12 protein-coding genes are annotated in these 17,332 nt (G+C 57.5%); 4 read left to right on the forward strand and 8 right to left on the reverse strand.

The window, feature by feature from the left end:
• The first annotated feature begins 82 nt into the window (after positions 1–82).
• Positions 83–3,985, forward strand: coding sequence for an ATP-dependent RNA helicase HrpA (hrpA, locus tag LRM19_RS06250; RefSeq protein ID WP_271368225.1), 3,903 nt, complete (start codon positions 83–85; stop codon positions 3,983–3,985).
• Between the two features lie 69 nt (positions 3,986–4,054).
• Here hrpA and LRM19_RS06255 read toward each other — a convergent pair whose 3' ends face one another.
• The 5 genes from LRM19_RS06255 to LRM19_RS06275 form a co-directional block, all read right to left on the reverse strand.
• Positions 4,055–4,714 carry an O-methyltransferase gene (locus LRM19_RS06255; RefSeq protein WP_271367830.1) on the reverse strand — a complete coding sequence of 220 codons (660 nt, stop codon included), beginning with the start codon at positions 4,712–4,714 and terminating at the stop codon, positions 4,055–4,057.
• A gap of 75 nt (positions 4,715–4,789) precedes the next feature.
• Positions 4,790–6,169: an efflux transporter outer membrane subunit gene (locus tag LRM19_RS06260; protein WP_271367831.1), complete on the reverse strand. Its 1,380-nt coding sequence runs from the start codon at positions 6,167–6,169 to the stop codon at positions 4,790–4,792.
• A complete protein-coding gene (locus LRM19_RS06265; protein ID WP_271367832.1) occupies positions 6,169–7,248 on the reverse strand; it encodes an HlyD family secretion protein in 1,080 nt (359 codons plus the stop codon). The genes LRM19_RS06260 and LRM19_RS06265 overlap by 1 nt, the downstream gene beginning before the upstream one ends.
• A gap of 22 nt (positions 7,249–7,270) precedes the next feature.
• Positions 7,271–8,923, reverse strand: coding sequence for an MFS transporter (locus tag LRM19_RS06270; RefSeq protein WP_061715208.1), 1,653 nt, complete (start codon positions 8,921–8,923; stop codon positions 7,271–7,273).
• A 158-nt stretch (positions 8,924–9,081) separates the two neighbouring features.
• Positions 9,082–10,401, reverse strand: coding sequence for an MFS transporter (locus LRM19_RS06275; protein WP_248174042.1), 1,320 nt, complete (start codon positions 10,399–10,401; stop codon positions 9,082–9,084).
• A gap of 328 nt (positions 10,402–10,729) precedes the next feature.
• On the opposite strand from LRM19_RS06275, the gene LRM19_RS06280 reads away from it, so the two are divergent.
• Positions 10,730–11,524 carry a YdcF family protein gene (locus tag LRM19_RS06280; protein WP_271367833.1) on the forward strand — a complete coding sequence of 265 codons (795 nt, stop codon included), beginning with the start codon at positions 10,730–10,732 and terminating at the stop codon, positions 11,522–11,524.
• A 55-nt stretch (positions 11,525–11,579) separates the two neighbouring features.
• Here LRM19_RS06280 and gap read toward each other — a convergent pair whose 3' ends face one another.
• The gene (gap, locus tag LRM19_RS06285) at positions 11,580–12,581 is read right to left on the reverse strand and encodes a type I glyceraldehyde-3-phosphate dehydrogenase (protein WP_115875007.1); all 1,002 of its coding nucleotides are present in this window, start codon (positions 12,579–12,581) and stop codon (positions 11,580–11,582) included.
• A 189-nt stretch (positions 12,582–12,770) separates the two neighbouring features.
• On the opposite strand from gap, the gene cybB reads away from it, so the two are divergent.
• Positions 12,771–13,301 carry a cytochrome b561 gene (gene cybB, locus LRM19_RS06290; protein ID WP_115875008.1) on the forward strand — a complete coding sequence of 177 codons (531 nt, stop codon included), beginning with the start codon at positions 12,771–12,773 and terminating at the stop codon, positions 13,299–13,301.
• A gap of 44 nt (positions 13,302–13,345) precedes the next feature.
• Here the strand turns inward: cybB and LRM19_RS06295 are convergent, their stop codons facing one another.
• Both LRM19_RS06295 and LRM19_RS06300 read right to left on the reverse strand, forming a co-directional pair.
• On the reverse strand, positions 13,346–14,413 hold the full coding sequence (locus tag LRM19_RS06295; RefSeq protein ID WP_271367834.1) for an oxidoreductase: 1,068 nt from the start codon (positions 14,411–14,413) through the stop codon (positions 13,346–13,348).
• Between the two features lie 13 nt (positions 14,414–14,426).
• On the reverse strand, positions 14,427–15,170 hold the full coding sequence (locus LRM19_RS06300; RefSeq protein ID WP_115875010.1) for a DeoR/GlpR family DNA-binding transcription regulator: 744 nt from the start codon (positions 15,168–15,170) through the stop codon (positions 14,427–14,429).
• Between the two features lie 740 nt (positions 15,171–15,910).
• Here LRM19_RS06300 and LRM19_RS06305 point away from each other — a divergent pair.
• Positions 15,911–17,248 carry a TolC family outer membrane protein gene (locus tag LRM19_RS06305; protein ID WP_133294365.1) on the forward strand — a complete coding sequence of 446 codons (1,338 nt, stop codon included), beginning with the start codon at positions 15,911–15,913 and terminating at the stop codon, positions 17,246–17,248.
• Positions 17,249–17,332 lie beyond the last annotated feature (84 nt).

A 17,332-nucleotide genomic window follows, 5' to 3' on the forward strand; every position in this document is an offset into this window, starting at 1 on the left:
AGGCGCGAAAGGCGTCATTGTGGTACTCTATAGCAATCATTAAAAAGAGAATTTATCAGGGCGTGTAATGCCCTTTAACGCTATGACAGAACAACAAAAATTCACCTTCCCGATGATCCTGCAACAGCTCGATTCTCTGATGCTGCGCGACAAACAGCGTTTCGCCCGCCGTCTGCACGGCGTTAAGAAGGTTAAAAATCCTGATGCTCAGCAGGCCATTTACCAGGAGATGGCGAAAGAGATTGAACAGGCGGCAGGGAAAGTCTTGCTGCGCGAAGCCGCGCGCCCGGCGATTACCTACCCGGAAAACCTGCCCGTCAGCCAGAAAAAACAGGACATCCTTGAGGCCGTCCGCGACCACCAGGTGGTGATTGTCGCGGGTGAAACCGGTTCGGGGAAAACCACCCAGCTGCCGAAAATCTGTATGGAGCTGGGCCGCGGGATCAAAGGCCTGATTGGCCACACCCAGCCGCGTCGTCTGGCGGCGCGCACCGTTGCCAACCGTATTGCCGAAGAGCTGCAGACGGAGCCGGGCGGCTGCATCGGCTACAAGGTCCGTTTCAGCGACCACGTTAGCGATAACACCATGGTCAAGCTGATGACCGACGGTATTCTGCTGGCGGAAATCCAGCAGGATCGCCTGCTGATGCAGTACGACACCATCATCATTGACGAAGCGCACGAGCGCAGCCTGAACATCGATTTCCTGCTCGGCTACCTGAAAGAGCTGCTGCCGCGCCGCCCGGATCTGAAAATCATCATCACCTCCGCGACCATCGATCCGGAGCGCTTCTCGAAGCACTTCAACAATGCGCCGATCGTCGAGGTGTCAGGACGCACGTACCCCGTGGAAGTGCGCTATCGCCCGATTGTGGAAGAGGCGGATGATACCGAGCGCGACCAGCTGCAGGCCATTTTTGATGCCGTTGACGAGCTGGGTAACGAAAGCGCGGGCGACATTCTGATCTTCATGAGCGGCGAGCGCGAAATCCGCGACACCGCCGATGCGCTCAGCAAGCGCGACCTGCGCCATACCGAGATCCTGCCGCTGTACGCCCGTCTGTCCAACAGCGAGCAGAACCGCGTCTTCCAGCCGCACGGCGGGCGACGTATCGTTCTGGCGACCAACGTGGCGGAAACCTCGCTGACCGTGCCGGGGATTAAATACGTTATCGACCCGGGCACGGCCCGCATCAGCCGCTACAGCTACCGCACGAAGGTCCAGCGGCTGCCGATTGAGCCGGTCTCCCAGGCATCCGCTAACCAGCGTAAGGGCCGCTGCGGCCGCGTGTCGGAAGGGATCTGTATTCGTCTCTATTCCGAAGACGATTTCCTGTCGCGCCCGGAATTCACCGACCCGGAAATTCTGCGCACCAACCTGGCGTCCGTTATCCTGCAGATGACCGCCCTGGGGCTGGGCGACATCGCGGCGTTTCCGTTCGTCGAAGCGCCGGACAAACGCAACATTCAGGACGGCGTGCGTCTGCTGGAAGAGCTCGGGGCGATTACCACCGACGAGCAGGCGACGGTTTATAAGCTGACGCCGCTGGGCCGCCAGCTCAGCCAGCTCCCGGTCGACCCGCGTCTGGCGCGCATGGTTCTGGAAGCGCAAAAGCACGGCTGCGTGCGCGAGGCGATGATCATCACCTCTGCTCTCTCCATTCAGGACCCGCGCGAGCGTCCGATGGACAAACAGCAGGCGTCGGACGAAAAGCACCGCCGCTTCCACGACAAAGAGTCCGATTTCCTCGCCTTCGTGAACCTGTGGAACTACCTCGGCGAGCAGCAGAAAGCGCTCTCCTCGAACCAGTTCCGCCGCCAGTGCCGCGTGGATTTCCTCAACTACCTGCGCGTGCGCGAGTGGCAGGATATCTACACCCAGCTGCGCCAGGTGGTGAAAGAGCTGGGCATTCCGGTGAACAGCGAACCGGCGGAGTACCGCGAAATCCATATCGCGCTGCTGACCGGCCTGCTGTCCCACATTGGAATGAAGGACGCCGAGAAGCAGGAGTATACCGGCGCGCGCAACGCCCGTTTCGCCATCTTCCCGGGTTCCGGCCTTTTCAAGAAGCCGCCGAAGTGGACCATGGTCGCGGAGCTGGTGGAAACCAGCCGCCTGTGGGGACGCATTGCGGCCCGTATCGATCCGGAATGGGTGGAGCCGGTGGCGCAGCATCTGCTTAAGCGCTCGTACAGTGAACCGCACTGGGAGCGCGCGCAGGGCGCGGTGATGGCGACCGAGAAAGTGACCGTTTACGGCCTGCCGGTGGTCGCCGCGCGTAAGGTCAACTACAGCCAGATCGATCCGGCCCTGTGCCGCGAGCTGTTTATCCGCCACGCGCTGGTGGAGGGTGACTGGCAGACGCGGCACGCCTTCTTCCGTGAAAACCTGAAGCTGCGCGCCGAAGTGGAAGAGCTGGAGCATAAATCGCGCCGCCGCGACATCCTGGTGGATGATGAAGCGCTGTTCGAGTTTTACGACCAGCGCATCAGCCACGATGTTATCTCTGCCCGCCACTTCGACAGCTGGTGGAAGAAGGCCAGCAAAGAGACGCCGGACCTGCTCAACTTTGAAAAGAGCATGCTGATTAAAGAGGGAGCGGAGTCGGTCAGCAAGCTCGACTACCCGAACTTCTGGCATCAGGGCAACCTCAAGCTGCGTCTGACCTATCAGTTTGAGCCAGGGGCAGACGCGGACGGCGTGACCGTCCACATTCCGCTGCCGCTGTTAAACCAGGTGGACGAGAGCGGGTTCGAGTGGCAAATCCCCGGCCTGCGCCGCGAGCTGGTGATTGCGCTGATCAAATCCCTGCCGAAACCGGTGCGCCGCAACTTTGTGCCTGCGCCAAACTACGCGGAAGCGTTTTTGGGCCGCGTCACGCCGCTGGAGCTGCCGCTGCTGGACGCGCTGGAGCGTGAATTCCGCCGCATGACCGGGACGACCATCGACCGCGACGACTGGAACTGGGATCAGGTGCCCGATCACCTGAAAATCACCTTCCGCGTGGTGGACGATAAAAACAAAAAGCTGCTGGAAGGGCGTTCGCTGAGCGAGCTGAAAGAGGCGCTGAAAGGCAAAGTCCAGGAGACGCTCTCTGCGGTGGCCGACGACGGCATCGAGCAGAGCGGGCTGCATATCTGGAGCTTTGGCCAGCTTCCGGAAAGCTACGAGCAGAAGCGCGGCAATTATAAGGTGAAAGCCTGGCCTGCGCTGGTGGACGAGCGCGACAGCGTGGCGATCAAACTGTTTGATAACCCGCAGGAACAGCAGCAGATGATGTGGCGCGGGCTGCGTCGCCTGCTGCTGCTCAACATCCCGTCGCCGATCAAGTATCTGCACGAGAAGCTGCCGAACAAGGCCAAGCTGGGGCTCTACTTTAACCCGTACGGCAAGGTGCTGGATCTGATTGACGACTGCATCTCCTGCGGCGTGGACAAACTGATCCACGAGGCGGGCGGCCCGGTCTGGACGGAAGAGGGCTTTGCCCAGCTGCATGAAAAGGTGCGTGCGGAGCTGAACGACACCGTGGTGGAGATTGCCAAACAGGTCGAGCAGATCCTCACCACCGTGTTCAATATCAACAAGCGCCTGAAGGGGCGCGTGGATATGACCATGGCGCTGGGGCTGTCGGATGTTAAAGCGCAGATGGCGGGACTGGTGTACCGTGGCTTTGTGACCGGCAACGGCTTCAATCGTCTCGGCGATACGCTGCGCTATCTGCAGGCGATTGAAAAACGGCTGGAGAAGATGGCCATCGATCCGCACCGCGATCGCGCGCAGATGCTGAAAGTGGAGAGCGTCCAGCAGGCGTGGCAGCAGTGGCTCAACAAACTGCCGCCTGCCCGCCGCGACGATGAAGACGTGCAGGCGATCCGCTGGATGATCGAGGAGCTGCGCGTCAGCTTCTTTGCCCAGCAGCTCGGTACGCCGTATCCGATTTCGGATAAGCGTATTCTGCAGGCGATGGAGCAGATTTCCGGTTAAACCCTTGCCGGGTTTTCTCCCTCTCCCTGTGGGAGAGGGTCGGGGTGAGGGCATCAGCCCGCACAATTTTCACCCGTTCACAATCGCCAGCGTAAACCCATCCCATCCCTTAACCCCCACCGTTTGCAGCGCGGTGGCGGTTAAACGCGGATTATCCCCTATCATCTCAATAAAACGCCGCACCCCCAGCACGCGCGCGTCGTCGCTTTCCCCGTTGATTACCTCGCCGTCACGCACCACATTATCGCCGATAATTACCGTGCCGGGGCGGGAGTAGTGCAGCGCCCACTCCAGATAGCCGGGATTGTTTGGCTTATCGGCATCAATAAAGATCAGGTCGAACGGCGGAACCTCGCCGAAATTCTCCAGCGAGCTCAGGGCCGGGCCTTCAATTAATTCAATGCGTTCGTCTAGCCCCGCGAGGTGAATATTCTGGCGGGCAACCCCGGCATGCGTCGGATCGGCCTCAAGCGTAATCAGCTTACCGTCCGGCGGCAGCGCGCGCGCCATCCAGATTGAGCTGTAGGCACCCAGCGTCCCAATCTCAAGAATACGTCTTGCCTGCGTCATGCGCACGAACAGCGCCAGCAGCTGCCCCTGATTGGCCGCTACGTCGTGCTCGGGGAGCCCGGCGCGTTTGTTGTTTTCCAGAACCAGATTCAGTACGTCATCGTCAGAGATAAGAGAAGAAATCATGTAATTATCTACGGCAGACCATTTTTGTTGCATAGATTGACTCCTTGGGTTTTCTCCCTCTCCCTGTGGGAGAGGGCCGGGGTGAGGGCATCAGCGCCCAAACCGGGTTTACGCGCTATTCCAGCCACCGCCCAGCGCTTTATACAAATCAATCTGCGCAAGCATCAGGTTGTTTTTCACCTGCACGACGCTGGTCTGAACCGAGTACAGCGTGCGCTGCGCGTCCAGCACGTCCAGATAAGAGGAGTAGCCGTTGCGATTGCGGTTCTGCGCAATGCGCAGCGTCTCCTGGGCCACCTCCTGCTGGGCAAGCAGCTCCTTCAGCTGTTCCTGATAGCGACTTATCGCATCAAGGCTGTTGTTCACTTCGGCAAACGCGTTACGCACGGTTTTTTCATAGGCGTACAGCGCCTGGTTACGCTGGGACTGGGAAATATCCACCTGCGCATTCAGCGCCTGGCGGTTCAGCAGCGGGGCGAGAATACTGCCCCCGACGCTCCAGAGCTGAAGCGGGTTGTCCAGCAGGCCGGAAAGGGTGCGATCCTGAACCGATCCGGTGGCGGTCAGGTTGATCGACGGCATCAGGCTGGCGCGCGACGCCGCGAGCGAGGCATCCGCCGCCACCAGCTGGCGTTCGGCCTGGACGATATCCGGCCTGCGGTTCAGGAGCGCAGAAGGCAGCTGCGACGGCAGCGTCAGCGGCGTCAGCGCCTCAAAGCTTTCGCTGCGCGCCACCTCGCCGGGATTGCTTCCCAGCAGCAGGCTGAGGGCATTCTCCTGCTGTGCGATCTGGTGCTGCAGCACGGGCACCTGCGCCCGCGTTGAGCGCAGTTCGGAATCCGACTGCATTAGCTCCAGGCGTGAGCTGTAGCCCGTCTCAAACTGACGTTTCGCGAGGTTAAACGCCTCTTCGCGCGATTTCAGCGTGGATTCGGTCACGCGCAGCTGTTCGTCAAGCGAGAGCAGGGTGACGTAGCCGGATGCAACGGAGGAGGCAACGGTCAAATCCGCGGCCGCGGCGGCGGCTTTTTGCGCCGCCAGCGAGGCCTCGGCGGCATTGGCCGTGCTGCGGTTGACGCCCCAGATATCCACGTCATAGCTCGCCGTCAGGCTACCTCTGTACAGCGTGCCGTAGACCGGCAGCCCGGTCGCGGCGGACTGCGAACGGGCGCGCGTCCCGGTTACGCCCGCGTCGAGCGAAGGAAACAGGCTCCCGTCAGCCGCATAGACCCGCGCCTGATACTCGTTAATTCGTTCGCGGGCGATCAGCACGTCGCTGTTATTCTTAAGCGCCTGATCCACATAGCGGTTGAGGTGGTTGTCATGAAAATTGCGCCACCAGAGCTGCTCCGCCGGGCTGGCAGGGCCGGAGACGGTGCGCCACTGCGCAGGAATTTGCAGCGTCGGCTGCGCCGGTTTTACGTCTGCGGACTGGCATCCGGCCAGCATGACCGCCGCCGCCAGCGCGGCAATCGGGCGAAGGATCATTACTTCGCCTCCCGCGTATCAATGGTCACCTGTACCGACATGCCCGGACGCAGCAGGGCGGAGTCCTCAGGCTGACCGAGCACCTCAATACGCACCGGAATACGCTGGGCGATTTTGACAAAGTTGCCGGTGGCGTTGTCCGGCGTGATGGCGCTGAACTCCACGCCGGTCGCCGGGGAAATACTCTCCACGCGGCCCTGATACGCTTTGTTGTTCAGGGCATCTACGGTGAACTTCACCGGCTGGCCGACGCGCAGCTCTGCGAGCTGAGTCTCTTTAATATTCGCAATGACCCAGTGCTGAGGCGGCACCAGGGTGGTGAGATGGGTTCCTGCGGTCACATACGCCCCGAGACGCACGGCGATCTGGCCGAGCTGGCCGTCGCGCGGCGCCACGATGCGGGTGTTTAGCAGGTCAATCTGCGCCAGCTCAAGCGCCGCTTTCGCGTTTTCGACATCCGCCTCCAGCGCGCCGCGGTTCACAATCACCGTCTGCAGATCCTGACGCGACATCTCAAGGGCGGCTTTCGCCTGGTCGATGTCGGCACTGCCCTGGGCGGCACTGGCCAGCGCCGCGTCGCGCTCGCGAATGGAAAGCGAGCCGTCAGACGTCAGCTCTTTCACCCGCTTTAAATCCGCCTGCGTTTTCAGGTTCTGGGCGCGGGCGTTTTTCAGCGCCGCGTCATTTTTTGCGATGACGGCTTCGGCGCTTTTACGCTGCTGCAGGTTGTTATTGAGGGCGGCAATTTTCATCGCCAGCTGTGCCTCGGCTTGATGTACGCGCTGACGATAAATGCGGTCATCAATCTGCAGCAGCAGGTCGCCTTTTTTGACCTGCACAAAGTCCTGAACCTTCACCTCGGTGATATAGCCATTCACCTGGGGGCTGATAAACGTCGTCTGGCCACGCACGTAGGCGTTATCGGTAAACTGCGCGTGGCGAGTGAACGGCGGCAGCTGCCACGCATAAAGGATTACCAGTACGCCGACAATACCGATGGCAGCGGCGGTGAAAACGGAAACAATGCGCACATTTTTGCGGGTGTTGGCCTGCTCTTTGGCGGCATCCTGCTGACTCATAAACTCTCCAGAAATATTTTAATTATTTGTTGCCGGTGGCGTTCTTCAGCGCCAGACGGGCAGTGATGCGCAGGCGCAGCAAGCGCCATAAAATCCAGACCAGCGTGGCGGCAGCGATGCTCGCCGTCAGCAGATAAGTATCGTTATAAGCCAGAATATTCGCCTCCAGCGCGGTCACCGTTTGCAGCTGCGTTATCGCCTGGGTTCCCAGCAGCGCGCTGTCGCCAATCAGGCTTTTATACATCTGGGTATAAAGCTGAATTCGCTCGTTGACCAGCGGGTTGAGCGTGGTGAGCTGGTCCGCCAGCAGGCTGGAGTGGTATTTCTCTCGCCAGGTCTGGAAGGTACCGAGGATCGCGGAGCCCAGCAGGCCGCCGAGGTTCTGGCTCATGCCAAACATCACCGAGAAGCTGACCAGGTTGCGCGGGTCGGCGATCACGCCGCCAATGGCGGCCAGCATGGCGGGCGCCAGGAAGAAGGCGCTGCCGAAGCCGAGCAGGAACTGGCTTACCATCAGCTGATCCGGGCGGGTCAGGTTGTTAGACTGGCTGTCCAGCAGCGAGGCAACAATCATCAGCGCCAGGGAGGTAATAATTGGCCACGCCAGTTTGGTGGGCTTGATGGTGAGACAGCTGGTGACGATCCCGCAGACGATCCCGGCGAAAATGGACCACGCCAGGTGGGTCATCTGCTCATTCTGTAATCCCACGTACTGCAGCCAGCCGATGACGCCGGTGTTTTGCTCTGCCAGCACGATACGGATCAGCAGCATGATCAGCCCCAGACGAACGATGCTGCCGCTCGACAGCCAGCGGGTGTTCAGCAGCGGGTTGGCACGGTTATGTTCAAAGACGATGGCAGCCACAATCAGCACCAGCGATAGCGCCAGCGACCAGCCGATCCACGGCGCTTCGAACCACCAGTCAAGACGGCCTAAGGAGAGCACGGCGCAGAGCAGGGCCATCCCGGGGGCCATTAAAAAGAAGGTGATGAAGTCTTTTTTCTCAAAGACCTTGCGCCGGTCGCCCGGCGGTAGTTTTAAGGCGATGACGCAGGCCAGGGAGATCAGCGCCAGCCCCAGCTCGAAGAAATAGAGCCCGCGCCACTCGTCCAGCTGCAGCAGCTCGGTCGAAAACAGGCGGGCCAGCGGGATGGCGAGTGACGATCCGGTGATGCCGATGGTCAGCGCCTTCAGGCGGTGCTTCGCCGGCCAGGCCTGGATCTGATAGTAAATCCCCAGCGAGCTGAGCGCGGCGGCCACCATCCCGTGCGCGGCGCGAACCATCAGCGCCGAGCTGAGGTCGTTCACGAACAGGTGGAAAAAGGTCACCAGCACATACAGCACCAGAAAACCTTCCGTGAAGGCGCGCAGACCGTACTGCTGGCGGAATTTGACCAGCAGCAGGTTGATAGAGATGTTGGTCATGACGTAAACCGCGGGCAGCCAGGCGATTTCGGTCGACCAGGCGCCGAAGGTCCCCTGCAGATTTTGCAGGTTGGCGGTCACCACCGCATTTCCCAGCGCCCCCGTCAGGCAGACCAGCAGGCCCACGACGCCGTAGGCAATGCGTTTTGGCGTACTGTGTTCGGGCGTGGAGGGCGAACCCAGCAGGGCGGGTTTCTCATGTGGCTGCCACTCGCGAGGAGCATAAGGGTCGCGTTCGGGCAGGCGCATAACGTCGTTTACCTTAGAAATGATTGAATAATTAGCGGGCTAGCGATTCTACGTCTGCCGCAAATGATAATTCAAGTGAATATGATTTACGCATGTTAATCAAATGGTGAAGGGAAATTTAAGGAAAAAGAGCGGCCCGCAGGACGGGCCGGGAACGGTCAGAGACGTTCGGGCTGCGCCTGGATGAGTGTTGCACGCTTAACGCGGCTGGCGCAGAAAATCGCGATTAAGGAAATGGTTACCGTGACGGCAAGATACCAGGCCACCGGCACCCAGTCGCCGTCGTATTTCGCCAGCAGGCCGGTCGCAATCAGCGGGGCGGTACCGCCTGCCAGCGCGGCACCCAGCTGATAGCCGAGCGTAATGCCGGTGTAGCGCACGTTTGCACTAAAAATTTCAGAGCACAGCGTGCCGAGCACCGCCGTGACAGGGGCCCACAGCACGCCAAAGGCGATGACCGTCGCGAGCACGATGCCCCAGGTTGTACCGGTATTGAGCAGCATAAACCACGGTACGATAAACAGGCCCAGCACGAAGACGCTGATTGCGTACATGCGCTGACGGCCTATTTTATCGGAGAGCAACCCCATCAGCGGGATCATAATGGTCGCTACCAGAGCTCCCAGCGTCACGGCTTCCAGCGCCTGTGATTTTTGATAGGTCAGCGTGCTGGTGGCATAGCTCACTACAAACGTAGAGAAGATGTAGAAGGGGGCGGTTTCAACCACCTTCAGACCGGCGGCGATCAGCACTTCACGCCAGTGATGCTTCAGCGTATCGCGCAGCGGGGCCTTAGCCACCTGACCGGACGCTTTGACTCTCTTAAAATCGGGCGTTTCATCAATATCTTTGCGGATCCACAGGCCGAGCAACACCAGAACCGAACTCAGCAGGAACGGGATACGCCAGCCCCAGGAGAGAAAATCCTCCTCGCTGAACAGTGTCATCAGCGAAACGATAAAGGTTGCCATCAGCATGCCGATGGTGACCCCCGCCTGAGGAATGCTGCCGAAGAAGCCTTTACGTTTTTCTGGCGCGTATTCATAGGCCAGCAGCAGCGCGCCGCCCCATTCACCGCCGATGCCCATCCCCTGAATGATACGCATCAGGATCAGCAGAGCGGGAGCCCACAGGCCAATCATCTCATACGTGGGCAGCAGACCAATCATGACGGTTGCACCTCCCATTAGTGAGAGGGTTAGAACGAGGGTTTTTTTACGTCCGATACGGTCGCCAATATGGGCGAAAAGTACCCCGCCAATGGGGCGAATAAAAAAGGTTAATGAGAAAGAGAGATACGAGAGAATGAGACCGATCACCGGATCGACCATCGGGAAAAAGATCTTATTGAAGACCAGCGCGGCCGCCGTACCGTAGAGAAAATAGTCAAACCATTCAATGGCGCTCCCGGTAAGGCTGGCAATTAATACCTTTTTATTTTTTCGTAATACCGTCGTCGTACTTTCATGTTCTGTCATGACCTGAAACCCCGCCACGTTGATGATGAGAGAGAGGTGTCACCTGGCGCGCTTCAGGTGCAACCTGTGATGATGAAAAAGGTTGTGAAATTGTTAAGCAACTTAGGGTTGGATGTTGTTTTTGGCAAGCGAAGGGGGGATAAAACTGGTCAGATCACGGTGAAATAAGCAGCGCCGGGTGCTTTTACATAACGTCTGCACAATACAATGTTTTGTAAGGCTGGAAATCAAAAGCATAATAGGCAGGTGCAACCCGATGATTTTTGGATGTTTCTGGTTATTTCAGAAAATGATAAATTCGGCGCTTCAACAACGTGAGGAGTTCATCATGGTTCAGCCCCATTTTCCCCTTCTGGCGGATGCCACGCTGGCGGCCATCAATACTGTCGGCGTATGGCTGGCGCAGGACGAACTGAGCGTGACGCGTCAGGCCCCGGAGATAGAAGCGGTGATTCTGGCTGGAAACGCGGTGATCCCAACCATTGACGCGGCCTGCCGTATTGCCGCGCAGAGAGAAATCCCGCTCCTGATTAGCGGCGGCATCGGGCATTCGACCACCTTTTTATATGCTGCCATCGCTAGTCATCCGCGTTACCACACCGTACCGGTCGCAGGGCGGGCCGAAGCAAGCATTCTTGCCGACATTGCGCGGGAGTTCTGGCAGATCCCGCAGGCGCATCTGTGGGTTGAGGATCAATCCACCAACTGCGGTGAAAACGCGCGCTTTAGCTGGAACATGATGAAACAGCGTCATCGAACGGCCGGGCGGGTGCTGGTGGTACAGGATCCGACGATGCAGCGCCGCACGATGGCGACGTTTGCCCGCGTGTGTCGTGATGAGCCCGATTCACCGCAGTGGGTCAGCCATCCCGGGTTTACGCCAACGCTGCAAAACGGAAAAGAGGGCGTGGAATTCGGTGAGGGCAACACCGGGCTGTGGCCCGTTGACCGCTATCTTTCTCTGGTTCTGGGGGAACTGCCGCGCCTGTATGATGACGCCAACGGCTATGGCCCGGCCGGGCGGGATTATATTGCTCACGTTGAATTCCCCGTGGCCGTCATGGCCGCATGGAAACAGCTGCAGCAGGATCCGGTCCTGAAGGTGACGCGAAAAATCATCTGAGCACGGAACAATTCCCTCGCCCCATTGGGGAGAGGGTTAGGGTGATGGGAAAAAATCACAGCGCCGCAAACTTATCCAGCGTCCGCACCAGCTGCGTCACAAACCCGTATTCGTTGTCATACCAGGCAACGGCTTTCACCAGCTGAAGTTCTCCCGCCTCTGACACCTCCGTCTGCGTGGCGTCAAACACCGAACCATAGTGCGAGCCAATCACATCTGACGACACAATTTCTTCGTCGGTATACCCAAACGATTTATTGCCCTGCGTCGCCTTTTTCAGCGCGGCGTTGATCTCCTCAACGGTGACTTTCTTGCCCAGAATGGCCACCAGCTCGGTTACCGAACCCGTTTTTACCGGCACGCGCTGCGCGTGGCCCTTCAGTTTGCCGCTGAGCGCAGGGATCACCAGGCCAATGGCTTTGGCGGCCCCCGTGGTGTGCGGAATAATGTTCTCTGCCGCCGCCCGCGAGGCGCGAAGGTCTTTCCCGCGCGGGCCATCTACCAGCGCCTGCGTACCGGTATAGGCGTGAATGGTGGTCATGGTGCCCACCTTAATTTCAAACGCATCGTTCAGGGCTTTCGCCAGCGGAGCGAGGCAGTTGGTGGTGCAGGAGGCGACGGAGATGATGGTATCACTGGCGTCAATGGTTTCGTCATTCACGCTGTAGACGATAGTTTTCATGTCACCCGCAGGCGCAGAAATCAGCACCTTCTTCGCGCCGGCGTCCAGGTGCGCCCGTGATTTCTCTTCGGAAGTATAAAAGCCGGTGCACTCCACGACGATATCCACGCCTGCGGCTTTCCACGGAATGTGCTTCGCCTCTTTCTCGGCGTACACCGCAATGGTTTTACCGTCCACAATCAGCGCATCCTCGGTGAAGTCCACGCTCCACGGGAAGCCACCGTAGTTGGAATCATGCCTGAGCAGGTAGGCCAGCACTTTCGGGGAGGTGAGGTCGTTGATGGCGACGACGGTATTACTGTCCTGGGTTTCAAGAAGGCGACGCAGTACAAGGCGCCCAATGCGTCCAAAGCCGTTAATGCCAATTTTACTCATGGTGCTCTCCTGTAAACGTGTCGATGCGACAGTTTGAACTCATCCAGGCTTAGACCATCACGGGCAGGGCGGCAATTGAAGATGCTTCATGCGGGAGGAAGTATTTGAAAAACCATACAGAAAAGTTAATGAATTTTTAAGGAAAGGGGATTATGTTGGCGCGGTAACTGTTTTTAATCGAGAAATCACATGCGCACTAAATATACAAGCCTGCAAATCGGCATCCACTGGCTGGTGTTTCTGTTAATCATCGTCGCCTACTGCGCCATGGAGTTCAGAGGTTTCTTCCCGCGCACCGCGCGCCCGGCGATCAACATGATCCACGTCTCATGCGGGATCGGTATCCTGGTGCTGATGGTAACGCGTCTTCTGGTTCGCCTGAAGTTCCGCGCGCCACCGATTGAACCGAAGCCAAAAGCGATGGTAACGGGGATGTCCCATCTGGGGCATCTGGTGGTGTATCTGCTGTTTATTGCGCTGCCGCTGATTGGCATTGTGATGATGTATAACCGGGGCAGTGACTGGTTTGCTTTTGGTCTGGCGATGCCGCATGCGGCAGAGTCCAATTTTGACCTGGTTGATGTGCTGAAAGAGTGGCACGAAACGCTGGCAAATCTGGGCTATTTTGTGATTGGCCTGCACGCCGCGGCGGCGCTGATGCACCACTATTTCTGGAAAGATAATACCCTTCTGCGCATGATGCCGAAAAAGCGTTCGTAGTCTTTAACGCTTGCCGGGTGGCGATGCGCCACCCGGCTTGTTTTTTAACCCAGCAAAGCACGCTCTTCGGCAGTTAACGCCAGCCCCTGAGTTGACCCCGTCTCCGACGACTTCACCGCCGCTTCCAGCACGGCCATCACCGCTAATGCCTCAACAGGATGGACAGGATTGGCGATTTCCCCGCGTAGCGCATCACGCACGTTAATATAATACTGTCGCTGATCGCCTTTCGGGGTAGGGATCGTCTGCGGCGCGCCGTCAGCGCCGAAGAACACCATACTGTCGCTGTCTTCGCCCCAGGACTCACTGCCGGGGATCACCCCTGCGAGCAGCTGTGCTTCCTGCTGATCGATTCTGGCCTTCACCACGCTGCCCTTGTCCCCGTGGACGGCAAAGCGCGCCGTACCGCCTGCCACCAGCATGCTGGCGTGCAGAATCACCTTATGCTCCGGGTAGTTTAAGACTACGTGCGCCCAGTCGTTAACTTCTGCGCCGTCGCGCAGCGTCGCGATATTCCCCTGAACCGACTGCGGCAGGCCAAAGAGCTGTAGCGTCTGGTCGATAAGATGAGGCCCCAGGTCAAACCACAGGCCGCTCCCGGGGACGTTCTGCTCGCGCCAGCGCACGCGCACTTCCGGGCGGAAGCGGTCAATGTGCGATTCAAGGTGTTTGACCTTGCCGAGCGTGCCTTGCTCAATAACCTGCTTAATGCCGAGGAAATCGCTGTCCCAGCGGCGGTTGTGGAAGACGGAGAGCAGTAGCTGCTTTTCCTCCGCCAGCGCAATCAGGTCGCGGGCTTCCTGCATGTCGAGGGTGAAAGGCTTATCCACGACCACGTGTTTACCCGAGTTCAGGGCCAGCGTCGCCAGCGGGGCGTGCGTGGCGTTGGGGGAGGCAATCACCACCAGGTCAACATCAGGATGCTGAATAGCCTCTTCAGGGGTGGCGACCACCTGTACGTCCGGCAGATCGCGTTTTACCTTGTCTTCATCGCGAGAAGAGACAACTGCCAGCTTAAGCCCGTCCACAGACTGGATCAGCGGGGCATGGAAGGTTTTCCCGACAAATCCATACCCGATCAGCGCAATGTTGATTGTTTGAACTTTACTCATGACCTTCTCCACGTTAATTCGCGCACACCGTGACCTGCAATGCGCCAGGGTCCCCAAGCTCAGGCCAGGGACGATCTAAAAAGAGTTGTTGAATGTTGGATAACCCGGAAACCAGATACGGCTCGCAGCGGTTAATTTTCAGATGATCGGCGACAATCCAGTGCACGTGGCTTGCGTCCAGCATTGCGCGTTTAACCTCGGCATCCGCTTCTTTACCGGCGCTCAGACCGAGTTCGGCATGAATGGCGCACGCCCCGAGGATGGCGATATCTGCCCGATAACGGGACAGCAAAGATAACGTGGCGCTTCCGGCAAACAGGCGCTGCTGGTGGTCCCATTTGCCGCCGAGCAGGATCAGCTCAACGTCTTCCCGGTCGCTAAAGTGCTGGGCGATATCCAGCGACGTGGTAATGACGGTGAGCGGCCCCTGAAGAAAGGTGGCGACGGCCATCACCGTGCTCCCGGCATCCAGAAAAAGGGTGGAGCCCGGTGGAACCTGCTGTGCGACCTGCTTACCCAGGCGCTGTTTGGTCTCCGGCAGCAGCGTATTGCGGCCCTGACGGTTCATGGCGGAGAGATTCAACGCGATGGCTCCGCCGTGGTTCTTCTGCGCCAGGCCCTGGTTCTCCAGGTCGGTCAGATCCCGACGGATGGTATCGGCTGAAACCTGCAGCTTTTCGGCCAGCTCGGTGATGCTGGCCTGGCCTTGCTCGCTCAGGATATCCAGAACGTAGCGTTGACGAGCGGTTTTGTGCATGGGGTACAATCCTGCAAAATGTCGCAATAGTTTGCATAATACAGCATTTTAACGCAGAGAAAAGGGCAATGTCGTTTTGATGTCGGGGAGTGCGGTGATGATTCAGATGCGTGATTATTAAAATTTTATTAAAAAGGTATAAGCAAGCCGTTTTGAATGTTAATCATAATGTTATTGTTATGTTTTATTTAACAGTTTGGGTTATGTAACCACTGCACCATCATTGTCTGGGTTTTAATTCTGTTAAATGGTGATAGTTCGGTTTTTAATTGCTTTAATTAGTTTATTAATGGCATTAAATTTTAATTGGGCCTGTTTGGCTACTTAAATTGACACTTCTTTGAAAATCTTTGTGTCTGACCCGAGCGGAAATTAACGCAAAAATGTGCAGGGAGCAAATTAAGAATTTTCCTTAAATAACAGTCGGTTTATATGTTTCATCTGAAAGGTCATTTTAAGAGTTTTGTCCAGAAACCCCATGTTTTTTCTTAATTGTAACACCGCCTTAACATTGGGGGTGTAGTGGCCTATAACACATTTTGTTATGCTGCTAACCACTTTAGGAAATAAGTAAATTCTTAATTTAAATAAGACGCAGGCAGATCTCATCTCCAGAGGAAATGGGTATGGGGGAGTTTTACCTAAAATACGGCAAGGATGCTAAATAAGATATTTGTCTAATTATCTATACCTCTTTTTGGGTAATTGCTTCAGTGTCACTCAGAGTCAGGGAGATAACAATGACGATATTACGAAAGCCTATGTTACGCCGATTTACAGCAGCACTGGCATTCATTTCATTAGCCATAAATACGGCGTACGCCAATAGCAGTCAGGTGGGCATTGCCCCGGTTGCCACGACAACCTTAAAAGAAAGCATTCTTTTTGCTATCGATCGCGATCCGTCTATTAGTCAGCAGGCCGCACAATTAGGTATTGGCCAGGCACAAATAGATGAAGCGCGCAGCGGCTGGATGCCGCAAATATCGTTGAACGGGAGTACAGGGCACAGCCAGACCACCGATTCCAGCGGGTCGCTGAAGAATTCGGCCGCCTGGGGGCTGAGCCTGACGCAGCTGCTGTACGATTTTGGCAAGACCAATAACAGCATCAGCCAGTCTTCGGCCCAGCGCGATAGCTATCGCTATCAGCTGATGGGCACGCTCTCTGACGTGGCGGAAAAAACGGCGCTGAGCTACGTCGAGGTCAAACGCTATGCCGATCTACTGCAGGCGGCAAAGGAGAACGTTCAGGCGCTGAAAAACGTTGAGCAGCTGGCAAAGCTGCGTGCCGACGCGGGCGTGAGTTCGACCTCCGATGAGCTCCAGACCCGCACGCGTATTGCCGGCATGCAGGCGACGGTCGCACAGTATCAGGCCGCCTTAAACAGCGCCCGCGCGCGGCTTGCGGTATTAACCGGTATGCAGGCAGAAAACTATTCGCCTGTACCCGCAAACCTCGCGGTTGAACCTGATTCGCTCAACCGCATTGATTATTCGCTGATACCGGCGGTTATGGCCGCGCAAAACATGGAGCGCTCTGCCCAGTACGGCGTGGAAACGGCGAAGTCCCAGCACTGGCCGACGTTAAGCCTGAAGGGCGGGCGCACCCGTTATGAATCGGACAATCGTTCGTACTGGGACGACCAGATCCAGCTCAATATTGACGCACCGCTTTATCAGGGGGGCGCAGTTTCCGCACGAGTGCGGCAGGCTGAAGGAGCACGAGCGATGGCCTCCTCTCAGGTCGATCAGGCGCGTTTCGACGTCCTGCAAAAAGCCTCCGTCGCGCAGGCGGACTGGACCGGCGCACGGGGAAGAATGGAGGCCGGGAAGCAGCAGCTGGAAAATGCCCTGCGCGCCCGGGATGTTTATAAAAATGAGTACACCCTGAGCAAGAGGAGCATTAACGATCTGCTCAGCGTTGAGCAGGATGTCTGGCAGGCTACTTCGGCGAAAATAATCGCTGAGTATGATGGCTGGAGTTCGGCAATTAATTATGCTTCCGCGGTTGATAATTTAATGCCGCTTATTGGAATAGAGAAAAACGCTGCCGCAAAATTACCCGATTTGAGTTAATAAAAGACGCGCAGTGTTGCGCAAAGTAAGACTGAAAATAATGGGTGTTTTTTCCCAGGGATAGCTACATCCATCTGGTGGACA

Source organism: Enterobacter sp. PI-10 (genome assembly GCF_027947695.1).
In the GTDB taxonomy this organism is placed as follows: Bacteria; Pseudomonadota; Gammaproteobacteria; order Enterobacterales; family Enterobacteriaceae; genus Enterobacter; species Enterobacter vonholyi.

What these genes read in the sequence shown, in the direction of transcription:
- hrpA (WP_271368225.1), top strand. Translation starts at nt 83, where the DNA reads ATGACAGAACAACAAAAATTCACCTTCCCGATGATCCTGCAACAGCTC.
- LRM19_RS06255 (WP_271367830.1), bottom strand. Translation starts at nt 4,714, where the DNA reads ATGCAACAAAAATGGTCTGCCGTAGATAATTACATGATTTCTTCTCTT.
- LRM19_RS06260 (WP_271367831.1), bottom strand. Translation starts at nt 6,169, where the DNA reads ATGATCCTTCGCCCGATTGCCGCGCTGGCGGCGGCGGTCATGCTGGCC.
- LRM19_RS06265 (WP_271367832.1), bottom strand. Translation starts at nt 7,248, where the DNA reads ATGAGTCAGCAGGATGCCGCCAAAGAGCAGGCCAACACCCGCAAAAAT.
- LRM19_RS06270 (WP_061715208.1), bottom strand. Translation starts at nt 8,923, where the DNA reads ATGCGCCTGCCCGAACGCGACCCTTATGCTCCTCGCGAGTGGCAGCCA.
- LRM19_RS06275 (WP_248174042.1), bottom strand. Translation starts at nt 10,401, where the DNA reads ATGACAGAACATGAAAGTACGACGACGGTATTACGAAAAAATAAAAAG.
- LRM19_RS06280 (WP_271367833.1), top strand. Translation starts at nt 10,730, where the DNA reads ATGGTTCAGCCCCATTTTCCCCTTCTGGCGGATGCCACGCTGGCGGCC.
- gap (WP_115875007.1), bottom strand. Translation starts at nt 12,581, where the DNA reads ATGAGTAAAATTGGCATTAACGGCTTTGGACGCATTGGGCGCCTTGTA.
- cybB (WP_115875008.1), top strand. Translation starts at nt 12,771, where the DNA reads ATGCGCACTAAATATACAAGCCTGCAAATCGGCATCCACTGGCTGGTG.
- LRM19_RS06295 (WP_271367834.1), bottom strand. Translation starts at nt 14,413, where the DNA reads ATGAGTAAAGTTCAAACAATCAACATTGCGCTGATCGGGTATGGATTT.
- LRM19_RS06300 (WP_115875010.1), bottom strand. Translation starts at nt 15,170, where the DNA reads ATGCACAAAACCGCTCGTCAACGCTACGTTCTGGATATCCTGAGCGAG.
- LRM19_RS06305 (WP_133294365.1), top strand. Translation starts at nt 15,911, where the DNA reads ATGACGATATTACGAAAGCCTATGTTACGCCGATTTACAGCAGCACTG.